Here is a 947-nt window from a genome sequence, read left to right on the forward strand (position 1 = left end):
ATGGCGAAGGACCCCAGTGAATATCGCAGGAAGGAACTGTAATGGGCGGAGCCACTCGTGAATACGGGTGAGCCGTGGCCGGACTTCGACGAAGCGTGGTTACGGGTACGACGGATGCAGGCCAAACTGCACTGGTGGGCGACCCGGGATCCGGGTCGGCTGTTCGATGATCTGCACAATCTTGTGTATGACCCGGCGTTTCTGACTCACGCTTGGGAACGGGTGCACGGCAACAAGGGCGGACGGACCGCCGGAATCGACGGGGTGACACCTCGTTCGATCCCGAAGGACTCGACCGTGCTGTTGTCGGACTTGCGGACCGCGCTGAGAGACAGAACGTTTCGTCCCTCACCGGTGCGGGAGAAGCTGATCCCGAAACCGGGCAACCCACTCAAGAAACGTCGGTTAGGAATACCGACAACAGCGGACCGGGTAGTGCAGGCCTCGCTGAAGTTGGTGCTCGAGCCGATCTTCGAGGCGGACTTTCAACCCAGCTCCTATGGGTTCCGTCCTCGTCGTCGGGCTCAGGACGCGATCGCCGAGATCCATCACTTCGGTTCCCTGGGATATCACTGGGTGCTCGAAGCCGATATCGAGGCATGTTTCGACATGATCGACCACACCGCCCTGCTCGACCGGGTGCGTGGCCGGATTGCCGACAAACGCGTTCTCGCCCTGATCAAGGCCTTCCTCAAAGCAGGAATCATGTCCGAGGACGGTCTGGATCGGGATACCTCCACCGGGACCCCGCAGGGCGGGATTTTGTCGCCGTTGCTGGCGAACATCGCTCTGTCGGTGCTCGACGACCACTATCAACACCAGTGGGACGCCTTCGCAGTGGGAACGAAGTATCCCAGTGGTCGGCGTCACCGTCTGCACCGGAAAGGGGGCGCGACCTACCGACTCGTCCGCTACGCGGACGATTTCGTGGTCTTGGTCCACGGCAC

Annotated in this window: 1 protein-coding gene; it reads left to right on the forward strand. The window is 61.4% G+C overall.

What is annotated here, in order from left to right:
• Positions 1–57: 57 nt before the first annotated feature.
• A partial coding sequence (locus tag ACHIRB_RS31060) for a reverse transcriptase domain-containing protein (RefSeq protein ID WP_395127852.1) occupies positions 58–947 on the forward strand: 890 nt, incomplete at its 3' end.

Origin of the sequence: Antrihabitans spumae, from assembly GCF_043944905.1 — a bacterium.
Lineage (GTDB): Bacteria > Actinomycetota > Actinomycetes > Mycobacteriales > Mycobacteriaceae > Antrihabitans > Antrihabitans spumae.